A 16,408-nucleotide genomic window follows, 5' to 3' on the forward strand; every position below is an offset into this window, starting at 1 on the left:
GGCCGCTTCGACAACCACCGCGAAAAGGAGGCACGAGATGGAAGACGCCGTAATTCACGCCCCCACCATCGTGCGGTTTGTCGTGCACCCCACCCGCTGATCGATTGCTGACGCACCTCCCGCGCAGCACGTGCCCCTGACGGGCACGCCCGGTTCGGCACCCGCGGCCTTCTCGCCGCCGCGACAAACAGCCCCGATTCAAACGCCACCGCCGGCACGCACGTGCCGTCGGCGCCCCGTTCCCTTTCGAATCAAGGCACACCATGTCCGAAGCCAACGCCGCGTATTCGCGGCCCGTTGCAACAACCGTATTCTTCGATCCCCAACGCGCTTCCGAGGCTGAGTGGCGTGATGCCCTTGCCTACTGGCGCCAGCGCAGCGCCGAGGACTTTCCCGACGAACCGTTGACGAGCGACGCCGAGACCCGACACGGCGTGCTGCAAAGCGCGCCGCTGTACGTCATCCACCGGGTGCTGGCCCTCGACGAGCACGGCAGGCCCGTCGGAAGCCTCAACATGGGCATCCGCCGCGCGGGAACGCCCGACTATGAATCCTTCGCGCCCTTCGTCGATATCTGGGGCGGCGTGCTGCGCTCGCATCAGCGCCGCGGCGTGGCCAGCACGCTGCTTGGCGCGCTGCTCGCGTTCATGGATGCACAGGGCAAGACCACGGCGACGGTCAAGGCGCACCTGCCCGAGGGCCACGCTTTCCTGCGCGCCATCGGAGCGCAGGAGAGGCACCGCAGCATCGAGAACCGCGCAACCTTCGCCGGCCTCGACTGGCAGGCTCTCTCCCGCTGGGAGGCCGAGGGCTTCGCGCCCGCCCACGGTCTGCGCGCCGAGATCCATATCGGGCGCGTGCCCGTCGAGCGGCTCGCGGAACTTCTGCCCGCGCTGTCGACGTTGCTGAACGACGCGCCCACCAGCGCACTGGAGCGAGCGCCCATGCGCTATGAAATGGCGGAATATCTCGCGTGGTACGCCGAGATCGACCGCCGCGGCGGCGAACACTACCTCGTGCTGCTGCTCGATGGCGACGAGGTCGTCGCGGTGTGCGACGCCAGCTGGAACCAGCTGTTCCCCGACCGCATGTTCCAGCGGCTCACGGCCGTGGCCCGCCACTGGCGCGGCAGGGGCCTGGCCAAGGGCGTCAAGGCCGCGATGCTGCGGCTGGTGCACTCGCGCCACCCGGAGCTGACGCTGATCTCCACCAGCAACGCGGAGGTCAACGCGCCGATGCTCGCCATCAACCGCCAGCTGGGCTTTGTCGTGCACCGGCAGGAAGGCCTCTACCAGTTCGGCACCGACAGCCTGCGGGCCTACCTCGCCACCCGTCCCATGATCTCCCGGGAGTCCCGCGCATGAAGGCACCGCAAAGACTGCAGGCCCTGATCGACGAAGGCCTGATCGACACCGTGGTTCGCCAGCTCATGAGCGGCAAGGAAGCCATGGTCTACGTCGTGCGCTGCGGCGACGAGACGCGCTGCGCCAAGGTCTACAAGGAGGCCGACAAGCGCAGCTTCCGGCAGGCCGTCGACTACACCGAGAACCGCCGCGTCAAGAACAGCCGCGAGGCGCGCGCCATGGCCAAGGGCACGCGCTTCGGCCGCAAGGTGACCGAGGCCATCTGGCAAAGCGCCGAGGTCGACGCGCTCTACCGGCTTGCCGCCGCCGGCGTGCGCGTGCCGACGCCGCACAACTTCCTGGAGGGCGTGCTGCTGATGGACCTGGTGACCGACGCCAATGGCGACGCCGCACCCCGCCTGAACGACGTGATGTTCTCGCCGGCGGACGCCATGCGCCACCACGCCAGCCTGCTGCGCGAGGTGATGCGCATGCTGTGCGCGGGCATCGTGCACGGCGACCTCTCGGAGTTCAACGTGCTGCTGGCCGAGGACGGCCCGGTCGTCATTGACCTGCCGCAGGCGGTCGATGCCGCGGGCAACAACCACGCCCGGCGCATGCTGTTGCGCGACGTCGAGAACCTGCGCAATTTCTTCGGCCAGTTCGCGCCCGTGCTGCTGGACACGCACTACGGCGAGGAGATCTGGCACCTCTACGAGCGCGGCCAGCTGCGCCCCGAGACCGAACTCACCGGCGGCTTCGTTCAGGAAACCGGCCCGGTCGACCTGCGCCACGTGATGCGCGAGGTGGACGACGCGCGCGAGGAAGAGGCCGCGCGGCGGCTGCGCCTGCGCACGCCGCGACAATAGGCAGGCCAACGCCCGCCCGCAGCCTGCCAGATCGATGACCTCCTCCGTCCTGCCGAACCCCGCCCCGCGCCAGCTCCTGTCTTCCACCGTCCGCCGGGTCGCCAAGGCCGCGGCCTTCGTCGCGCTGGGCTTCGGCCCGGCCGCGCATGCCGCCGGCACGGCCATCCGGCTGGAGGACGACCGGGGCACCACGGTCGATCTGCAGGCGCCGGCCAGGCGCATCGTGTCGCTGATGCCTTCGCTGACCGAGACCGTCTGCGCGCTCGACGCCTGCGACCGGCTGGTGGGCATCGACCGCCACGCCAACTGGCCGGCCTCGGTGAAGGGGCTGCCGCAGGTGGGAGGCATCGACGACGCGAACGTGGAGCGCATCGTCGCGCTCAAGCCCGACCTGGTGCTGCTGCGTCCGCGCAGCCGCGCCGCCGAGCCGCTGGAGCGCCTGGGCCTGAAGGTGCTCGCGCTCGACGCCAAGACCCATGCCGACATGCGCCGCGTGATGGAGACCGTGGCCCGTGCCACCGGCCGCCCCGGCGCGGGCGAGGCCTACTGGCGCAAGCTCGACGCCGGGCTGGACGCGGCCCGTGCCCGCGTGCCGGCCGGCTGGCAGGGCCGGCGCGTGTACTTCGAGGTGCATGGCGGCATGGCCGCGGCCAGCGAGAGCTCCTTCATCGGCGAGACGCTGGCCCGCCTCGGGCTCGGCAACGCGGTACCCGGCACGCTCGGCCCCTTCCCCAAGATGAGCCCCGAGTTCGTGGTGCGCGCCAATCCCGACGTGCTGATGGTGTCGGCCCTCGGCGAGGTCTCGGCCATGGCCGCGCGGCCGGGCTGGTCCGCCATGTCGGCGATCCAGCGCGGGCGGGTGTGCAGCTTCGCCTCTGCGCGCTTCGACCTCATGATGCGACCCGGCCCCCGCCTCGACGAAGCAGCCGACGCGATCGTGAGCTGCCTGGCGTCCCTCGGCGACGCGAAGCCCTGAACAGACACAGACAAGCAGATCGATGACGCGGTACCCGTCTGTCATCCGCCGGATCGGAATGGCGTTGACACTCCACCGGCCCGACAACGCCAACAGCAACACGCCCCACGGCAGCCACTCTTCTCCCTCATGAAGCACCACAAGCGAACCTCGTCCACGCCCTTCGTCCGCGTAGGCCCCAGCGGCGTGCACGGCCTCGGCGCCTTCGCCACGCGCGACCTGCCGGCCGAATCATTTCTCGGCCTCTACGAGGGCCGCCGCTACACGAAGGCCGAGATCGCCACCAAGGTCTGGGACGACCAGCTCACCTACCTCTTCACGCTGTCGAACGACATGACGATCGACGGTGCCAAGGGCGGCAACGCCACCCGCCACCTCAACCATTCGTGCGAACCCAACTGCGAGGCGGTCGAGGAGTACGACGAAGGCGGCGAGCTGGTGCTGAAGTTCCAGACGCTGGTGGCGGTGGATGCGGGCGACGAGCTGTTCATCGACTATTCACTGACCGCCGACGACGGCTCGCCGGCGTCGAAGTACCCCTGCCATTGCGGGGCGCCGAGCTGCCGGGGCACCATGCTGGCCCCGCCTGAAGACGAAGCCGACGAGCAGGCCGCGCAGCCCGCTCAGGCGCTGTCCGCCGGGACGTAGCGCGCATCCCAGCTGTCGGCCAGCCGCCTCGCGCGGTGCAGCGGCAGGCGCGCCGCCTCGAAATCGACCACGCACACCTCGTCGGCCGACTCCGGCCGCTGCGGGCTTTCGCTGCTGCGGCCATCCGTGAGCAGCCACAGCCAGCGCCGGCGCGTGCCGCCGCTCTTCGCGAGCAGCTGGTCGGCGCGCCGCACGCCCAGCGCGAGGGGCGTGCCGCCGCCGGCCGCGATCGGCGCGATCCAGTCGTCGTTCCAGGCACTGGCGCGCCGCGGCGGCAGGCGCAGCTCGACGACCTCGCCCGCGAAGCACAGCAGCGCAACGTGGTCCCGGCGCTGATAGGCCTCCTGCATCAGCGCCAGCAGCAGGCCCTTGGCGCGTGCCAGGTTGCCGTCGTCGCGCATCGAGGCCGAGCAGTCGAGCAGGAAGCAATGCAGCACGCCGCTGCGCGCTTCCCGCGGGCGATGGCGCAGATGATCCGCGCGCAGCCGGTCGGCGCCGCGCGCGGCGAAGGTGCGCGGCCAGTCGAAGGCCGCGCCCTGCCTGGCGGCACCGTGCCATGCGTCCCTTTGCGGGCCCTGCCTCCGGTCGCCCTGGCGCGATGCGCCAGCGGGCGGTGCGGCGTCCCGGAGGCTCAGGCTTTTTTTGGTGCGGCCTGTTGTTGTTGCTGCCGCAACGAAGGGATCAACGGGCGCAGCGGCTTCACGCGGTCGATGCCGACCGGTTCGGGCGGCATGGCGCCCCAGTCGCCGTCGTCCGCGCTGCCTGCGCTGCTTTCTCCGTCCGCGTCGCCGGCGGCCTTGCTGCCGACATCGGGCGGCGCAGTCCGGGCAGCGGCAGTTTCGGCCTCGGGCTTGCGCCGATGCAGCAGCACGGACTCGGCCACGCGCTGCACGTGCTGGCCGGTGATGGCCGTAGCACCTTCCCATGCCGCAAGGGCGCGGGCCGAGCGCAGCATGACCAGGTCGGCGCGCAGCCCGTCGACGGCGGCGGCGATGCACATGGCGCTCACCGCCTCGTGCACCGCGTCGGTGTATGGCAGCGCCGACGCGTCGGCCACGAGCGCACGTGCGCGGACCAGCGACGAAGACAGCTCGGCCTGCGCCTGCGCATGCCGGTCGCGAAAGCCCTGCGGATCGGCATCGAAGGCCAGCCGCGCGCGCACGATGGCCTGCCGCTCGGACGGGTCGTCGATGTTGTGCAGCTGAACGCACAGGCCGAAGCGGTCGAGCAGTTGGGGGCGCAGCGTGCCCTCCTCCGGATTCATCGTGCCCACGAGCACGAAGCGAGCTGCGTGGCGATGCGAGATGCCGTCGCGCTCGACCACGTTGACGCCGCTGGCGGCGGCGTCGAGCAGCGAATCGATCAGCGCGTCGGGCAGCAGGTTGATCTCGTCCACGTAGAGCACGCCGCCGTGTGCGCGCGCCAGCAGGCCGGGTGCGAAGCGAAGCTCATGGCCCGCCATCGCGCGGCCGAGGTCGAGCGTGCCGACGAGGCTTTCCAGGCTCGCGCCCAGCGGCAGGGTGACGAAGGGTGCGTCGGGCAGCAGCTCGGCCAGCGCACGAGCCGCCGTGGTCTTGGCGGTGCCGCGCGGTCCTTCGATCAGCACGCCGCCCAGGCCCGGATCGGCGGCGGCAAGCAGCAGGGCCTGCCGAAGGTGCGGCTGCCCGGCTATGGCGGCAAAGGGAAAGGGCGCCGGCATGGCAGCGGCGGCAGTGGTCGTCATCGGAGGCTTCCTTCCATCCGCTGCTCGTGGTCGAGCAGCAGGTTCTCGAGCCGGGCGCGGTAGTCGCCGGGCGATTGCCAGAGGCCGCGCTGCATGGCTTCGAGCAGGCGGCCGAGCATGTCCTGCAGCGCGCGCGGGTTGTGCTGGTTCACGAAGTCGCGGGTGGCCTCGTCGAGCACGTAGGCGTCGGCCACCATCGCGTACTGGTGGTCGCCGACCACGCGTGCGGTGGCGTCGAAGCCGAAGAGGTAGTCGACCGTCGCGGCCATCTCGAAGGCGCCCTTGTAGCCGTGGCGCTTCACGCCGTCGATCCACTTCGGGTTGACCACGCGGGAGCGCACGACGCGGCCGATCTCTTCCTTCAGCGTGCGAACGCGCGGCGCCTGGGGGTTGCCGTGGTCGCCGTGGTACATGGCGGGCTGGCGGCCGCTCAGGTGGCGCACGGCGGCGGCCATGCCGCCCTGGAACTGGTAGTAGTCGTTGGAGTCGAGCAGGTCGTGCTCGCGGCTGTCCTGGTTCTGCATGACGACGGTCATCGCCCGCAGCCGGCGCTTCAGCGCGCCGGCCGCCGGCACGCCGTCGCTGCCCTGGCCGTAGGCATGGGCGCTGCCGCCGACGTAGGCCTTCGACAGGTCGTCGTCGCTTTGCCAGTCGCCACGGTCGAAGAGCGGCTGCAGGCCGCTGCCGTAGCTGCCGGGCGCCGAGCCGAACACGCGCCAGCCGGCCTGCGTGCGTGCGAACTCGGGCGCCATGCCCCGGGCCTGCAGCGCGGCGGTCTCGCGAAGGATGCGCGCGCGGATCGGGTTGCGCTCCTCGTCCTCGTCTTCCTGTGCCGCCACGGCCTGCACTGCCGCGTCGAACATCTGAACGGCATTCGGGAAGGCGTCGCGGAAGAAGCCCGAGATGCGCAGCGTGACGTCGATGCGCGGACGCCCGAGCCCGACCGTGGGCAGCACCTCGAAATCGACCACCCGCTGGCTGCCCGGCGCCCACTTCGGCCGCACGCCGATCAGCGCGAAGGCCTGCGCCAGGTCGTCTCCGCCGGTGCGCATGGTGGCCGTGCCCCAGACCGACAGGCCCAGGGCCGCCGGGTAGTCGCCGTGTTCCTGCATGTGCCGCTCGACCAGCTGCGCGGCCGACTTCAGGCCCAGCATCCAGGCCGTGGGCGTGGGAATGGCGCGGGTGTCGACCGCGTAGAAGTTGCGGCCGGTGGGCAGCACGTCGGGCCGGCCGCGCGAGGGAGAGCCGCTCGGGCCCGGCGGCACGAAGCGGCCCTGCAGGGCGCGCAAGAGCTGGCGCAGCTCCTGCGCACCGCAGGCGTCGAGCGCGGGCGCGAGGCTGCGGTCGATGCGGCTCATCACGGCGGCGGTGCGCGGCAGTTCCGGCGGACATGCGCCCTCTTCCATCAGCCGCTGCGCGAGCAGCTCCAGCCGCTCGCGCGTGTCACCCTGGTGGCGCCATGCTTCGCTGCTCACCGACTGCAGCAGCGCGGGCCGCGCGCCCTGCCAAGGCCGGGCCGCGTCGATGTCGAGCGGATCGAAGGCGTCGTCGGGCAGCAGGTCTTGCGAAAGCGCGCCGAGCAGCCCGGCGTTGGCGCCCGCGCCGTCGGCCGCCGGATAGCGCGCCAGCGCCAGCAGCGTGTCGCGCCGCAGCCTCCCGCTCGGCGAAGCGCCGAACACGTGCAGCCCGTCGCGTATCTGCGTTTCCTTCAGCTCGCAGAGGTAGGCGTCGACGCGCGCGAGCACGGCGTCGTCTTCCTCCTGCGCGCCGGGCAAGCCCAGTTCCTCGACCAGATGCTGCGCGCGCACGGCTGCGAGGATCTGCGCGCGCAGCACCTTCGCACGGCGCGCGTCGACCAGCAGCGCGTCGTAGTACTCGTCGACCTGACGCTCCAGGTCCTGCATCGGGCCGTGGTTCTCCGCGCGCGTGAGCGGCGGCATGAGGTGGTCGACGATGACCGCCTGCGTGCGCCGCTTGGCCTGTGCGCCCTCGCCCGGGTCGTTGACGATGAAGGGATACACGTTGGGCATCGGCCCGAGGATCGCGTCGGGCCAGCAGGCCTGCGACAGCGCGATGCTCTTGCCGGGCAGCCATTCGAGGTTGCCGTGCTTGCCCACGTGCACCACCGCGTCGATGGCGAAGGCCTCGCGCAGCCAGAAGTAGAAGGCCAGGTAGCTGTGCGGCGGCACCAGCTCGGCGTCGTGGTAGCTCGCGTAGTCGGCGGCGCCCGGGCTGCCGAGCGCCCGCGCGGGCTGGATGCCGACGAACACGCGGCCCAGCCGCAGGCCGGCGATCATGAAGCGGCCGTTGCGCAGCATGGGGTCTTGTTCGGGCGGTCCCCATCGCGCATCGATGGCCGCGGCCATGCCGTCGGGCAGTCGTGCCAGGCATGCCCGGTAGTCCGCCAGCGCGAAGCTCTGCCAGGCGGGCCGCGAAGCCCACTGCGACGGGTCGTTGGCGATGCCTTCCTGCAGCCTGCGCATCAGCGCGTCGCCATCGGCGGGCATCGCGCCGGGATCGCCCAGCGCATAGCCGTCGGCTGCCATGGCGTGCAGGATCGCCATCACCGAGGCCGGCGTGTCCAGCCCCACGCCGCTGCCGATGCGGCCTTCGCTGCCCGGATAGTTGGCGAGGATCAGTGCGATGCGCTTGCCTTCCGCACGCAGGCTGCGCAGCCGGCACCAGCGCCGAGCCAGCTCGGCCACGAAGGCGACGCGGTCGGGCTCGGGCTGGTAGTTGACCACCTCGGTCTGCGTGAGCTCGCAGCGGTGCGACAGGCCCTTGAAGCTCACGGCGCGCGTGACGATGCGGCCGTCCATCTCGGGCAGGGCGATCTGCATCGCGATGTCGCGCGGGCGCAGGCCCTGGCTGTCGGCCAGCCAGTCTTCCCTGTTGCCGCCGCTCACGATCACCTGCAGCACGGGGGCGTCGCCAGCCAGCTCGACCTCGTCGCTTTGCCCGCCCGGCCCGCCCTGTCCCAGGGCCGCGAAGGCCGTGGTGTTGAGCACCAGCTGCACGTCGTGCTCCGCACACAGCGCGCGCAGCGTGGAAAGGCACAGCGGATCCTTCAGCGAATCGAGCGCGACGGGCAGCGGATTCAGTCCCTGCGCTGTCAAGGCCGCGGCAAGCGCATCGAAGGCCGCCGTGTTGCCCGACAGCAGGTGCGAGCGATAGAACACCAGCGCCACCACCGGCGCGCCCGCGTGCCAGCCGGCTCGCAGGTCATCGATGCCGGCCACGGTATGCGAAGCGGCCGCGCCGCCCGGCACGTGCAGCGCCACCTGCGGCAGGCTGCGCGGCGGCAACGGGGCCTCGCCATGGCCCAGGCCGTGGAAGGCCACCTCGCGCAGGAACTGCATCGCATTGCCCGCCCCGCCGCTGCGCATGTACTGCCAGAGCTGGCGGCTCACCGCGCGCGACAGCGTGCCGCGCGCGAGCAGGTCTTCGTCTTCCTGCAGGTCGCCCGAGAACATCGCGAGCCGCTGGCCCTTGCGCTTCGCCAGCTTCTCTAGCTGCTGCAGCCCGTAGGCCCAGGCCGATTCGGCACCCAGGTGGTCGACCACCACCACGCGCGCATGCTGCAGCACCTCGTCGACGTAGAGGTCGAGCGAGGCCGGCTGGCGCAGGTACATGAGATTGGCCAGCCTGAGCGACGGATAGCCGGGGTCGGTGGCCGCCAGCGCGGTGCGCGCGGCGGCGAGCAGCGCGAGCGTGGTGTCGGCCGAGCTGAGCACCACGATGTCGCCCGGCGTCTGGTCGAGGCGCGTGACGACGCTGTCGTCCTCGACGAAGCGTCCGGGCTGGGTGCTCAGCAGGTGCATGCGCTGGGGGGCGTCAGGCCGTGGCGGTGGCGCTCGCCTCTTCGAGCACCTTGCGCAGCGCGCCTTCGTCCAGGTCTTCGCCGATGAAAACCAGCCGCGTGCGCTGCGCCTCGCCGTCGCGCCAGCGGCGGTCGAAGTGGTGGTCGAAGCGGCGACCCACGCCCTGCACCAGCAGACGCATCGGCTTGCCCGGCACGGCGACGAAGCCCTTCACGCGGTAGATGGTGTGCTGCTCGACCAGCCTGCCGAGCGCGGCCAGCAGGCCATCGCGCTCGACGGGCGGCAGCTCGATCACGAGCGAATCGAACTCGTCGTGGTCGTGGTCTTCCTCGTGGTCGTGGTGGCTCTCGCGCAGGTGGATGGTGTCCTCGGCCGCGCGGCCCTGGCCCAGCAGCAGCGCGAGCGGCAGCCGGCCTTCGCTGGCGGCGACGATCTTCACCTCGGGCGGCAGTTCCTCGCGCACCAGCGCCTCGACCTTGGCGCGCGCCGCGTCGTCCATCAGGTCGGTCTTGTTGAGCACCACGAGGTCGGCGGCCGAGAGCTGGTCTTCGAACAGCTCGTGCAGCGGCGATTCGTGGTCGAGGTTGGGATCGGCGCGGCGGGCTTCATCGACCGCCTGCGGGTTCTCGGCGAACTGGCCCGAGGCGGCGGCCGGCCCGTCGACCACGGTGACGACCGAATCGACGGTGAAGATGTTGGCGATGTCCGGCCACTGGAAGGCCTGCACCAGCGGCTTGGGCAGCGCGAGGCCCGAGGTCTCGATGAGCACCGCGTCGAGTTCGCCGCGCCGCTCGGCCAGCTGCAGCATCACCGGCAGGAACTCCTCCTGCACCGTGCAGCAGACGCAGCCGTTGGCCAGCTCGTAGAGCGCGCCTTCACGCTCGTTGCCTTCGTCGTCGCAGCCGATGCCGCAGCCGCGCAGGATCTCGCCGTCGATGCCGAGCTCGCCGAACTCGTTGACGATCACCGCGATGCGGCGGCCTTCGGCGTTGCCGAGGATGTGGCGCAGCAGCGTGGTCTTGCCGCTGCCGAGGAAGCCCGTGACGATGGTGACGGGGATCTTGGCGTTGCTTGGGGTCATGGGTGGATTCTTTCAGGCGCTCGCGAGCGGGGCGCACCAGCAAGGCGAAAGTGGCGCCGGATGATTCCGGCGCCACCGATGGAAACGGACAGCCTCCCCGAGGCCGGCCCCGGGGAAGCGACGAAGGGAAGCGCTCAGACGCCGCCGTACAGGCGGCGCTCGACGAAGACGGAACCCTGCAGCCGGCGCCAGGCCTTGGCAGCAGCCAGCACGCCCAGGTCGACCAGCGGCTCGACCAGCACGACCGTCATGTAGGCCGCGCCGAAGCTGGCGATCTGGCCCATGTTCTCGATGCCGGTGCCGCGTCCGTACAGCGCCCAGAAGCCGACCCACACCACGATGCCGCCCTGGTAGGCCACCGAGAGCTTGAAAGCCTCGCGGTAGCCGATGTCCACATAGGCCAGCTTCTCGGGGATGATGCGGCGCGCCAGCGCGGAAGTGACGAACAGCGGCACCAGCAGCGTGGTGACGTTCATGCCGTATTGCGGGATGTCCTGCGGCTCGAAGAACAGGCCCTGGATCAGCAGGCCGCCCGCCAGGCCAATGGCGGCGGGCGCGAGGCCGAAGACCAGCAGCAGCGTGGTGCCCAGGATCAGGTGCACCTCCGACACGCCCACAGGGTGGTGCGGAAACACCTCGAAGAAGCAGAACACCAGCGCCACGGCGATGGCGGAGCGCAGCACCAGTGCGGCGGGCCCGTCCTTCATGAGCGTCTGGAACGCGACCTTGCCGGTGTAGGCAAGCGCGGCGGCTGCCGTCGCGTAGCTGAGGAATATCTTGGATCCGTCGACTAGACCTGGTTCGATGTGCATCGAGCACCTCCTGAAATGCACCGCGGTGCGAAAGTTGATTGTTGGTGGATGGGCAGGCTCGCGCAAGCCCCGATCATGAACGCCGCAGCGCAGGCTGCGCGCCCGGCACGGCCGCCGGCTTCGGTTTTCGCCGCAGCCTCCGCCAGCCGATCACGACGCCGCTGGCCGAAGCCACCGCGCCGACGATGGAAAGCAGCCACATCACGAGATCCCAGGCCGGCCGGTACTGGATGAGCCAGGGGAAGTCGAGGCTGTGCGCCGCGTTGAAGAGCCAGCGGCGCAGGCGCGAACTGGCGTCGCTGCTGCCGGCCACCTGGCCGCTGGAAGGATCGATGTAGATCCAGCTGCGCGCCGGGTCGTCGAACTGCAGGCGCCACACGGGCACAACGCGCTCGCGGTGGTGGCCGTACCAGTGGAAGTCCTCGCGGGTCTGGAGCACCGCTTCGGTGATGTTCGAGCCGGGGCGCAGGCGGGCGGCGGCGCGCAGGACGTCGTCCTTCGCGACGGTGGCCGGTTCGCCGGTGACTGCATCGATCACGCGCACCCGCGCCCTCGCGTCGCGCAGCTGCAGCAGCGGCCTGCCGTCGAACCACAGCAGCGCGGCCTCGCGCGGCGCATCGGCACCCTCGCCTGCCGGCAGCGATGCCGGCGGCCACGGGAACGGCGACTTGCCGGCACCCGTGTAGCTCGCCATCGCGGCCGCATCGCCCGTTCCACGCTGGAACCAGCCATTGGGATTCATCGACAGCCAGCCGCTGACGATCCAGGTCAGCACGAAGAAGCCGCCGACCAGCCCTGCGATGTGGTGCCAGGCCATCCAGCCGCTGTAGGGCGTGACCGCCCCGTTGCGGAAGCGCCGCCGCAGGCGCACCCGGAGGATGCCGATGACGATGCCCGTCACCGCCGAGACGATGCAGGCCGCCGACAGCCACACCACCACGTCGTGCCACAGGGGCGGGTCCGCGCGCAGCGGCGTGAAGTAGATCCAGTGGGGCACCGAGCCCAGCCAGTTCCAGAAGCGTTCGGAGCGCGTGGTGTCGCGCACCACTTCGCCGTTGACCTGCGACACGTAGAGCTCGGTGCCCGCGGCGTCGCCGACTTCGATGCGGTGCATCGGACGCAGCGGGTTCAGGCCCTGCGGCACGGTCCACTGGTCACGCTCCAGGGTCTCGGCCCAGCGGGCGCCGGCATGGCCGGAGAAATCGCGAGCGATGGCCTCGGCCTGCGCGGCATCGACCGGGCCCGGTACGCGGCCGTCTCGGGCCGAGACCGTATGCCGGCCGCCGCGCGCATCGACGATGCGCCAGACGGGGCCGGCGACTGTGCCGCCCTGCATCTCCAGCACCATGCGCCGCGGCGGCTGCGCATTCGCCTCCTTGGGCAGTGCTTCCAGCGCGGCCGAGGGCGACACCATCCCCCGGTCGAAACGCAGCGGCGAGAGCCCCGCGAGCCGTTCCTCGTCCGTGAGGTTCGGGTACCCCACGTACATCATCACCACGCCCGAGACGAACCACATGACGAACAGCAGGCAGCCGCCGATGCCCAGCCACCGGTGCGTCCAATAAAGCCAGTGCCGGAGGCGCGGCCAGGCGCGGCGCCATGCGGAGGTCATGCGTTCCACCAGACTCCCGGGCCTCTCAGAAGCTGACCAGCGCCGACAGCTCGAAGGAGCGCGGGCGCCCCAGCAGCCACTGGTTGCCGCCATTCGAGAACGACACCGGATAGCGCCGATCAGCCAGGTTGTAGGCGCGCAGCGCGAGCCTGAGCGAGGGGTTCGCCTGCCAGCTCACGCCCGCATCGGCGACCGTGTACGAGCCGATCTTTCGCGAGTTGGCCGCATCGACCTGGCGCGGGCCCACGTAGCGCAGGCCGACGTCGGCCTCCCACTGCGGCAGGAAGCGCCAGGTGAGCCAGAGGTTGGCGGCCTCCTCGGGTACGCCGGTGGGCGTGTTGCCCGCGCGCGAGACCAGCTTGCCGCCGACCAGTTCGTTGAAGTTGTCGTAGCGCGCGCGCAGCTTGGTGGCATTCGCCTCCAGCCGCAGCGTGGAGCTCAGCGCCAGGTCGAGCGTGGCCTCGATGCCTTCGGAAGACTGCTTGCCGACCTGCTGGGTGACGGTCGGATCGATGGCGTCGCGCGACAGCAGCTTGTTCTTGTCGATGCGGTAGGCGGCCACGGTCCAGGCGCCTCGGTTGTCAGCGAGCTGGCGCTTGTAGCCGACCTCGAACTGCCTGCCCGTGCTGAGGTCGAAGGCCGCCTGCGAAGCCGAAGTGGTCACCAGCGAGCCCAGGGGATCGGCCGCGCGCGCCACCTGCGCGTAGAACGACTGCGAGGCGTCCGGTGCGTAGACCACGCCGAGCCGGCCGGTGGCGTACTCGAAGGTCTTGCCGAAGCTGTTGGCGGCGTTCTGCAGGTCGGTGCGTGCGACCTTCGCGTGGTCCCAGCGCAGGCTGCCCACCACCGACCACTGCTCGTCGAAGGCCAGCCTGTCCTCCGCGAAGAAGGCGTAGGTGCTGGTCTTCGTCCTGTAGCGCGGCGTGTAGGCCACGGGCGACGCGTAGTAGCCGGGGCTGAAGACGAAGGGATCGACCACCGATCGGCCGCCGTAGGGCGAGTCGTTGGTGTGAGTGAAGTCGATGCGGTTCACGTCGAAACCCACGAGCACCTGGTTGGCGAGGCCGAACGGCCGGTGCCTGAAGGTGGCGTCGGTGCGATTGCCGATCTGCTCCTGGTCGTGGCCGATCTCCAGGTAGTCGCCGCGCGTCACGCGCCGGGTGGCGGGGCTGTAGGTATAGGTCTCGCTGTTGCGCCAGTGGCGTTTGCTCTCCAGCCGGTAGAGCTGGTTGCGCACCGTCACGGCGTCGCTGGGCGTCCACAGGGTGTCGAGGCGGGTCCACTTGTCGCGGTACTTGATCTCGGCGTCGTCCACGTCGTAGTTCTGGCGCAGCGTCTGGCTGCTGAGGCGGCCGTCGATCAGCGGCACGCCGTAGTAGCGCTGCGGCGACTGGCGGCCCTCGTCGTGGGAGAGCGTGAACTGCAGCTGCGGCGACACGTCCAGCCGCACCGCGGCGCTCACGGCGAGGCTTTCGGCCTCGCCGCGCTGCATGAAGCCGTCGGTGTTGCGCTGGCTGATGTCGAAGCGGTACGAAAGCCTCTCGTCGATCGCCCCGCCGCTGCCGAAGGCCACCTGCCGCGTGGCGTCGGAGCCCAGCGTGACCAGCGCTTCATTGCGGATCGGGCCGCGCGTGGGCTTCCTGGGCACCACGTTGATCGCGCCGCCGATGGCGCCTTCGCCGTACATCACCGAGGCCGCGCCGCGCAGCACCTCGATGCGGTCGGCCGACCAGGTGTCGAAGGGAAAGGTGACGGTGCCCGCGCCCGCGTAGAGGCGCGTGCCGTCGAAGAGCTGCATCACCGAACCGTGACCGAGGAAGCCGCGCGCCACCAGCGCGGTGCCGCCGTTGCCGGGACCGGGCGAGCCGGTGATGCCGGTGGCGCGGGTGACGGCGTCGACCACCGAGACGTCGCCGCGCGCACGGATGGTGTCGCCCGTCAGCACCTCGACGCTGGCCGGCGTTTCGAGCGGCGTGAGGCCGAGACGGCTGCCGGTCTGCGTGGGCTCGTCGATGGCCATGGGCGTGTGGCGCTGGGCATCCACCTGAATCGCCCTGAGCGTCTGGCCGTCGGAGGCCTGCGCGAAGACTGCCGCGCATGGTCCCAGGGCGAGGCCCCAGCCCAGCGAAATGCCGGAAAGGCTCGAAAGACCCGAAAAGCGCGGCCGGCGTCGCAGCCGCTTCGGCGACGCGCCCCTGCGATCGCGCTTCGGCGATGCATGACTCATGAAATCTCTCCTCCGGCCTGCGTCCCCGCAGGCTCCTGACCTATGAAGGGCGCGGCGGAAGAGGCGAAGGGGCTGCGGCGGCCCGCGGCGGGCGCGGTAGGCGGCTGGCCCGGACACGCACTCCCGCAGCGTCCGAAGGCGGTTGCGAAGGCCGGTATCCGGGCTTGCGGAGCGCCGCGGCGTGATCTGCGAGAGTCACGCCGCGGCGGAAACCCTCGCCTTCCCACGCCGAAGCGCAGTGGCTGCCCGTGCCGATCGATGAGGCACGAGCCCGAGGGGTTCCAGATCCGCTGACCGTTGCGGGGGCAGCGCAGGAATCGCCGCGCCGGCCGATCTCCGTGGAGAACGACGATGCGGGTTCACCTGCTTCCCGTTTAACCCCGCCGCCATGGATGGCATGTCGTGCGAGGCACCTTCGAACCGTTGTGGTCCGGCCGGGCAGTCGATGAGGCTGCCGCCACCGGAACGGCGGGATTATAGGTAGGGGCCTCCCGTGAGCCCCGCGGGCTCAGGGTGCGGGCCTGCCGTCGGGCCCGAAGAGCCGCCGCATCATCGCCACGCCCGCGACCAGTGCATTCGAATAGGTGGCATAGGGTTCGTGCGCGGCTTCCAGCGGCACGTAGACGTGGGTGGTATCGCCCGGGGCGCCGTCCACCGCCTCCATCAGCACCCAATAGAACTCGCCCGTCTCCAGCTCGTGGACGGTGAGTGCGATGTTCCTGGACGAAGGCATGGAAATGAGGATGACGTTGCTTGCTGACTGCGCCATGAATTGAACAGGCAAGGCAGGCGCGCGGTTGACAGTGCTTTCGGGGTTCTCCTACAGAGCGCCCTGAGAGGGCGGCCTAGCGTCGGACCGATGATCCACACAAGATTCAGGAGGCAGCATGAAGCACTTCACTCTTGAACCGGGCATGCTCTCGAGCATCGGCGGCGCCTTTTATCCCACCGGCTATTCGATGGTGATGTTCCCCGACGCCAAGGACGCCGAGCGCATCGGCCGCGGCCTGATCGAAAAAGGCATGAGCGGCGACGACATCTACCTGATGCCGGCCGAGACCGTGCTGCGCGAGATCGTGCCCACGGTGACGACCGCCGACGACCCACTGCCCTCCGCCGGCACCGATGCGGCCACCGTGCGTGCCTATGCCAAGCTCGCGAAGGAAGGCCACGCCGCGCTGCTCGTCAGGACCGAGGACGGCGCCGCGGCCGAGCGGATGATGGAGGTGGTGCGCACCGTGCCCTACTCCATCGCCCAGCGCTATCGCACGCTGGTGATCGAGGACCTCTGAAGCG

At 70.6% G+C, this 16,408-nt stretch carries 13 protein-coding genes and 1 riboswitch; of the genes, 5 read left to right on the forward strand and 8 right to left on the reverse strand.

Annotation, left to right across the window (positions count from 1 at the left end; genetic code table 11):
- The first annotated feature begins 263 nt into the window (after window positions 1-263).
- From G369_RS0106820 to G369_RS35515, 4 genes are all read left to right on the forward strand, one after another.
- Complete coding sequence (locus G369_RS0106820) at window positions 264-1,364, forward strand: GNAT family protein (protein ID WP_019653238.1); 1,101 nt, start codon at window positions 264-266, stop codon at window positions 1,362-1,364.
- Complete coding sequence (locus G369_RS0106825; protein WP_019653239.1) at window positions 1,361-2,212, forward strand: PA4780 family RIO1-like protein kinase; 852 nt, start codon at window positions 1,361-1,363, stop codon at window positions 2,210-2,212. The genes G369_RS0106820 and G369_RS0106825 overlap by 4 nt, the downstream gene beginning before the upstream one ends.
- 34 nt (window positions 2,213-2,246) lie before the next feature.
- Window positions 2,247-3,188 (forward strand): ABC transporter substrate-binding protein, encoded by a 942-nt coding sequence (locus G369_RS0106830; RefSeq protein WP_019653240.1) that lies wholly within the window; start codon window positions 2,247-2,249, stop codon window positions 3,186-3,188.
- A 129-nt stretch (window positions 3,189-3,317) separates the two neighbouring features.
- A complete protein-coding gene (locus G369_RS35515) occupies window positions 3,318-3,836 on the forward strand; it encodes an SET domain-containing protein (protein ID WP_019653241.1) in 519 nt (172 codons plus the stop codon).
- On the opposite strand, the gene G369_RS37475 is transcribed toward G369_RS35515, so the two are convergent.
- From G369_RS37475 to G369_RS0106875, 8 genes are all read right to left on the reverse strand, one after another.
- Window positions 3,812-4,273 (reverse strand): vWA domain-containing protein, encoded by a 462-nt coding sequence (locus G369_RS37475; protein ID WP_309935961.1) that lies wholly within the window; start codon window positions 4,271-4,273, stop codon window positions 3,812-3,814. The genes G369_RS35515 and G369_RS37475 overlap by 25 nt on opposite strands.
- 194 nt (window positions 4,274-4,467) lie before the next feature.
- Window positions 4,468-5,559 carry a magnesium chelatase ATPase subunit I gene (locus G369_RS0106845; RefSeq protein ID WP_019653243.1) on the reverse strand — a complete coding sequence of 364 codons (1,092 nt, stop codon included), beginning with the start codon at window positions 5,557-5,559 and terminating at the stop codon, window positions 4,468-4,470.
- Window positions 5,556-9,380, reverse strand: a complete 3,825-nt coding sequence (gene cobN / locus G369_RS0106850) for a cobaltochelatase subunit CobN (RefSeq protein WP_019653244.1) — start codon at window positions 9,378-9,380, stop codon at window positions 5,556-5,558. Before cobN ends, G369_RS0106845 begins: the two co-directional genes overlap by 4 nt.
- A gap of 13 nt (window positions 9,381-9,393) precedes the next feature.
- On the reverse strand, window positions 9,394-10,461 hold the full coding sequence (gene cobW, locus G369_RS0106855) for a cobalamin biosynthesis protein CobW (protein ID WP_019653245.1): 1,068 nt from the start codon (window positions 10,459-10,461) through the stop codon (window positions 9,394-9,396).
- Between the two features lie 134 nt (window positions 10,462-10,595).
- Window positions 10,596-11,273 (reverse strand): energy-coupling factor ABC transporter permease, encoded by a 678-nt coding sequence (locus G369_RS0106860; RefSeq protein WP_019653246.1) that lies wholly within the window; start codon window positions 11,271-11,273, stop codon window positions 10,596-10,598.
- Between the two features lie 73 nt (window positions 11,274-11,346).
- Window positions 11,347-12,885: a PepSY domain-containing protein gene (locus G369_RS0106865; protein WP_019653247.1), complete on the reverse strand. Its 1,539-nt coding sequence runs from the start codon at window positions 12,883-12,885 to the stop codon at window positions 11,347-11,349.
- Window positions 12,886-12,910: 25 nt separating this feature from the next.
- On the reverse strand, window positions 12,911-15,112 hold the full coding sequence (locus G369_RS0106870) for a TonB-dependent receptor (protein ID WP_019653248.1): 2,202 nt from the start codon (window positions 15,110-15,112) through the stop codon (window positions 12,911-12,913).
- Between the two features lie 132 nt (window positions 15,113-15,244).
- A riboswitch (cobalamin riboswitch) is annotated at window positions 15,245-15,543 on the reverse strand.
- Between the two features lie 77 nt (window positions 15,544-15,620).
- Entirely contained in the window at window positions 15,621-15,845 is a 225-nt protein-coding gene (locus tag G369_RS0106875) for a hypothetical protein (RefSeq protein WP_038114136.1), read from the reverse strand.
- A gap of 154 nt (window positions 15,846-15,999) precedes the next feature.
- On the opposite strand from G369_RS0106875, the gene G369_RS0106880 reads away from it, so the two are divergent.
- Window positions 16,000-16,404 (forward strand): hypothetical protein, encoded by a 405-nt coding sequence (locus G369_RS0106880; RefSeq protein ID WP_019653250.1) that lies wholly within the window; start codon window positions 16,000-16,002, stop codon window positions 16,402-16,404.
- The last annotated feature ends 4 nt before the right edge of the window (window positions 16,405-16,408 follow it).

The organism is Variovorax atrisoli 110B (genome assembly GCF_000382045.1).
Lineage (GTDB): Bacteria > Pseudomonadota > Gammaproteobacteria > Burkholderiales > Burkholderiaceae_C > Variovorax > Variovorax atrisoli.